Below are 5,033 nucleotides of genomic sequence, written 5' to 3' on the forward strand. Positions count from 1 at the left end.
GTCAGATGGGGTACGGAGACACCGTCTTCCCCGCCCGTGCCTTCGCCCTTCCCTTCGCCCATGCCGCCATGACCGGCGGCGGCGAGCAGCGAGTCCAGCAGCGCCGACGCGCCGAAGCGGAAGGTGTCCGGCTTGGCCCAGCCCTTGCCCTGGATCGTGGCGGCGAGCGCCAGGAAGGCCGCCGCCCCGTCGGCGTCGCGGATGCCGCCCGCGGCCTTGAAGCCCACCGGCTTGCCCGACTCATGGATGACGTGCAGCAGCAGCGCCGCCGCCTCCAGCGTCGCGGCCGGCTGCACCTTGCCGGTGGAGGTCTTCAGGAAATCCGCCCCGGCGGCGATGGAGTCGCGGGCCGCCCAGGCCAGCAGCTCCGGGTCGGGAAAGCAGCCGGACTCCAGGATCACCTTCATCGTCACGTCGGTCCCGCAGGCCTCGCGGCAGGCACGGATCACGTTCATCGGCTGGGTGCGTGCGCCATCGATGAAAGCGCGGTAGGGAAGCACGACGTCGATCTCGTTCGCGCCGTCCTTGATGGCCACCCTGGTCTCCGCCGCCACCGTCGCCGCGTCGGCCTCGCCCGAGGGGAAGTTGACGACGGTGGCGATCCTGACGCCGCTGCCCTTCAGCGCCTTGCGCGCGGTCTTGACGAAGCGCGGCCAGACGCACACCGCGGCGACCTTGCCGGCGGGGGTGACGGCGCGCTTGCACAGCGCCTCCACCGTCTGGTCGGTGTCGTCGTCGTTCAGGCTGGTCAGGTCGAGCAGGCCGATGGCCCGGCCGGCCCCCTTGGCGTCGGCCTTGACGGCGGCCGCGGTGTCGAGCGCCCGTTGCAGATCGGCGGGAAGTTTCATGACCGGCGTCCTTCGTCTATGTTCAGCCCGTCGAGAAAGCCGGTCAGCAGCCGCTCCAGATCGAAGGCGGCGGCCGAGGCGGCGCGCAGGGTCTGGTCATGGTCCACCGGCCCGTCGCCGAGTCCCACGCCCAGGTTGGTGATGACCGCGCAGCCCACGACCCGAAGGCCGCAATGCCGCGCGACGATGCATTCGGGCACCGTGGACATGCCGACCGCGTCCGCCCCCAGGACCTTCAACATCCGGACCTCGGCCGGCGTCTCGAAGGAAGGGCCGGGATAGGCGGCGTACACGCCCTCGACCAGATCGATGTTCAGCTCCAGCGCCCGGCGCCGCATCAGCGCGCGCAGGGTGGGGTCCCAGGCGTCGGTCATGCTGGGAAAGCGCGGCCCGAAGCTGTCCTCATTGGGGCCGGTCAGCGGGTTGGCGCCCAGCATGTTGATGTGGTCGGAAATCGCCATCAGCCGCCCCGGCCCGACCTCCACCCGCAGGGAGCCGGCGGCGCAGGTCAGCACCAGCGTGTCGCAGCCGGCCAGCTTCAGCGCGCGGACCGCCGTCTTCAGCGCGTCGAAGCCGTTGCCCTCATAGGCGTGGACGCGGCCCTGCATGCAGGCGACGGGCTGGCCGCCGAGACGACCCAGCACCAGCCGGCCCATGTGCCCCTCCACGCTGGGCAGCGGGAAGCCGGGCAGGTCGCCGTAGGGCATGACGGTCGCCCCCTCGATCCGGTCGGCGACCCCGCCCAGGCCGGAGCCGAGCACGATCCCCACCCGCGGGCGGAAGCCGGGGACCCGGTGCAGGATTTCCGCGGCGGCGCGTGCGGCGGTCATGGCGGTCAGTTCCCCTCAGAAATCGAGATTGTCGGGGCCGAAGGAGTGCGGCAGCAGTTCCTCCAACGTAAACGTGCGACGGAGCCCTTCCGGTCCACAGACGTGAATCGGCGTGTCGGGTTTGGCGAATTCGCGCAGCCGCTGGCGGCAGCCGCCGCAGGGTGTGCAGAGCCGACCGTCGCCGGGCTGGCCGCCCATCACGACGATCGCCCGAACGCTGCGGTCCCCGGCCAGGATCATCGCCCCGATGGCCGAGGCCTCGGCGCACTGGCCCTGCGGGTAAGCGGCGTTCTCCACATTCGCCCCGGCGTGGATGCGCCCGGATTCGCCCAAAATGGCCGCACCGACCGAAAAATGAGAATAGGGCGCGTAGGCCTGCGCCATCGCGTCGCGGGCAGCGGCAATCAGGGAGTCGGCGATCGGGGATTCCTGCGGGTTGTTCATCACCGCTCCTTCACATAGGGGACGCCGCTGGCCCTCGGCGCCACCGCCCGGCCGACGAAGCCGGCGAGCAGGAGCACGGTCAGCACATAGGGCAGCATCTGGATGAACTGCACCGGGATCACCCCCACCACCGGCAGCGGCACGCCTTGCAGGCGCACCTGCACCGCGTCGGTGAAGGCGAACAGCAGGCAGGCGAACAGCGTCGGCCAGGGCCGCCATTTCCCGAAGATCAGCGCGGCCAGCGCCAGATAGCCCTTGCCCGCGGTCATGTCGCGCACGAAGCCGGCGCCGTGGGCGGTGGACAGATAGGCGCCGGCGACGCCGGTCAGCACCCCGGTGACGATCACCGCCTGATAGCGCAGCCGCGTGACCGACAGGCCCGCCGTGTCGACAGCCGCGGGGTTCTCCCCCACCGCGCGCAGCCGCAGCCCGAAGCGGGAGCGGGTGAACAGCCAGTGGGTCGCCACCACCAGGAGGACGGTCAGCCAGATCAGCACGTTGGCGTCGTCGATCAGCTCCCGGTAGACGGGGCCGAGGACCGGAATCCCGGACAGCGCCTCCACCCCCGGCAGATGGATTTGCGGCAGCCGCGCCTCCCCCGGCAGCAGCGGGGTCTGGCCGCCCTGGCGGAACCAGGCGTAGGCCAGGGTCGGCGCCAGCCCGGCGACCAGGATGTTGATCGCCATGCCCGACACCACCTGGTTGCCCTTGTGGGTGATGCAGGCGAATCCATGGACCAGCGCCAGCGCCACCGAGGCCGCGACGGCGGCGCCCAGCCCCAGCCAAGGACTGCCGGTGGACGACGCGACGGCGGCGGCGAAGAAGGCGCCGGCCAGCATCTTGCCCTCCAGCCCGATGTCCACCACCCCCGCCCGCTCGCTGTAGAGCGCCGCGAAGGCGGCCAGCACCAGCGGAGTCGCCACGCGGATGGTGGCGTCGGCCAGCAGCAGGACGACGAGCAGGGCGTCATCCATGCGCCGCCCCTCCACCGCCGCGGCGGAACAGCGCCTCGACCCGCGGCTTGAACAGGTTCTCCAGCGCCCCGGCGAAGAGGATGACGAGCCCCTGGATGACCATCACCAGCTCCCGGTTCACGGTGGGGTATTCGAAGGACACCTGCCCGCCCCCCTGTGCCAGCACGCCGAACAGCAGAGCCGCCAGGATGATTCCCACCGGATGGTTGCGCCCCATCAGCGCCACGGCGATGCCGACGAAGCCCACCCCGCCGGTGAAGTTCAGCAGAATGCGGTGCTGCACCCCCATGATCTCGTTCACGCCGACGAAGCCGGCAAGCGCCCCGGAGATGGCCATGGCCAGGATGATGTTCCGCGCCGGGGAGATGCCGGCATAGACCGCTGCCCGCTCGTTCCGCCCGACCGTGCGGATCTCGTAGCCCCAGCGGGTCCGCCACACGAACAGGTAAAACAGCGCGCAGCAGGCCAGCGCCCACAGGAAGGACAGGTTCAGCGGCGAGGCCGGGATGGCGACGCCGATCCAGCCCAGCGCCCGGTCCATGGTCGGCAGCCAGACGCCGGGACCGAACTCCCGCGTTTCCGGCGACTGCGATCCGGGGCGGATCAGCACGTCCACCAGCAGATAGGTCATGATCGCGGCGGCGATGAAGTTGAACATGATCGTCGTGATGACGATGTGGCTGCCGCGCTTGGCCTGGAGCCAGCCGGGGATCGCCGCCCAGGCCGCCCCGAACAGCGCCGACAGGGCGACCGCGCCCAGCGCCGCCACCGGCCAGGGCCAGCCGGTCATTGCCAGCCCGACCAGCCCAGCCCCTAGCCCGCCGAGATAGGCCTGCCCTTCCCCGCCGATGTTGAACAGCCCGCAGTGGAAGGCGATGGCGACCGCCAGCCCGGTGAAGATGTAGCTGGTCGTGTAATAGAGGGTGTAGCCGATGGCCTCGGGATAGCCGACCGCCTCGGTCACCAGCAGCGCCAGCACGTCCAGCGGATTCTCGCCGATCACCAGGATGACCAGCCCGGACAGGACGAGGGCGGCGAGCAGGTTCAGCAGCGGCAGGAGCGCGTAGCCGACCCAGCCGGGCACCTCGCCCGGCCGGCCGAAGCCCCGGCTCGTCACCCCCTGCGCCGCGTCCTGCGCCATCCCGGCTCCATCCGTGGAGATTTCCGTTCACAAGCCGGACGGCCCGAACGTCCTTGCCCACAGGAAAGTGCCCCGCGCCACCGTTCAGCGCAAGCGGGAGCGTTCGGGGTCAACCTTACGCTGCCTCCGCCACCCCGGCCATCATCAGGCCGAGACGCCGCTCGTCCGCCTCCTCAGGGGCGACCTCGCCGACCAGACGGCCATCGAACATGACCAGGATGCGGTCGGACAGCGCGCGGATCTCGTCCAGTTCCACCGACACCAGCAGAATCGCCTTGCCCTGGTCGCGCAGAGCCACCAGACGGCGGTGGATGAACTCGATGGCGCCGATGTCCACGCCGCGGGTGGGCTGGCCGACCAGCAGCAGGTCGGGGTTCCGCTCCATCTCGCGGGCCAGGACGATCTTCTGCTGGTTGCCGCCGGAGAAGTTGGCGGCGGGCAGGCGCGGGTCGCGCGGGCGCACGTCGTAGGCGTCCATCTCGGCGGCGCAGCGGTCGAACAAAGCGCGGCGGTCCATCAGCAGCCGCCCGTTGAAGGCCGGATCGCCCTGGTGGCCGAGGATCGCGCATTCCTGCGCCTCGAAGCTCGTGACGAGGCCGACCCGCTGCCGGTCCTCCGGCACATGGCCGACGCCGAGCGCGCGCAGCCCCCGCGCGGTGAAGCGGTCGGGCCGGTCGGTCAACTCCTCCCCGCGCAGGCGGACGGAGCCGCCCGCCGGCGGGCGCATGCCGGCCAGCGCCTCCAGCAGCTCGGACTGGCCGTTGCCCGACACGCCGGCGATGCCGACGATCTCCCC

6 protein-coding genes are annotated in these 5,033 nt (G+C 71.1%); all 6 read right to left on the reverse strand.

Annotation, left to right across the window (positions count from 1 at the left end):
- The coding region (gene deoC, locus GBZ26_RS26715) for a deoxyribose-phosphate aldolase (protein ID WP_247884919.1) at nt 1-848 on the reverse strand (848 nt) is incomplete at its 3' end.
- Nucleotides 845-1,678, reverse strand: coding sequence for a purine-nucleoside phosphorylase (locus tag GBZ26_RS26720; RefSeq protein ID WP_174441424.1), 834 nt, complete (start codon nt 1,676-1,678; stop codon nt 845-847). The genes deoC and GBZ26_RS26720, both read right to left, overlap by 4 nt.
- 15 nt (nt 1,679-1,693) lie before the next feature.
- Nucleotides 1,694-2,122 carry a cytidine deaminase gene (gene cdd / locus GBZ26_RS26725; RefSeq protein WP_174441425.1) on the reverse strand — a complete coding sequence of 143 codons (429 nt, stop codon included), beginning with the start codon at nt 2,120-2,122 and terminating at the stop codon, nt 1,694-1,696.
- On the reverse strand, nt 2,122-3,096 hold the full coding sequence (locus GBZ26_RS26730) for an ABC transporter permease (protein ID WP_174441426.1): 975 nt from the start codon (nt 3,094-3,096) through the stop codon (nt 2,122-2,124). Before GBZ26_RS26730 ends, cdd begins: the two co-directional genes overlap by 1 nt.
- Complete coding sequence (locus GBZ26_RS26735) at nt 3,089-4,237, reverse strand: ABC transporter permease (RefSeq protein WP_174441427.1); 1,149 nt, start codon at nt 4,235-4,237, stop codon at nt 3,089-3,091. The genes GBZ26_RS26730 and GBZ26_RS26735 overlap by 8 nt, the downstream gene beginning before the upstream one ends.
- Nucleotides 4,238-4,352: 115 nt before the next feature.
- Nucleotides 4,353-5,033: ATP-binding cassette domain-containing protein (locus GBZ26_RS26740; protein ID WP_174441428.1), on the reverse strand; the 681-nt coding region annotated here is incomplete at its 5' end.

Source organism: Azospirillum formosense (assembly GCF_013340925.1).
In the GTDB taxonomy this organism is placed as follows: Bacteria; Pseudomonadota; Alphaproteobacteria; order Azospirillales; family Azospirillaceae; genus Azospirillum; species Azospirillum formosense.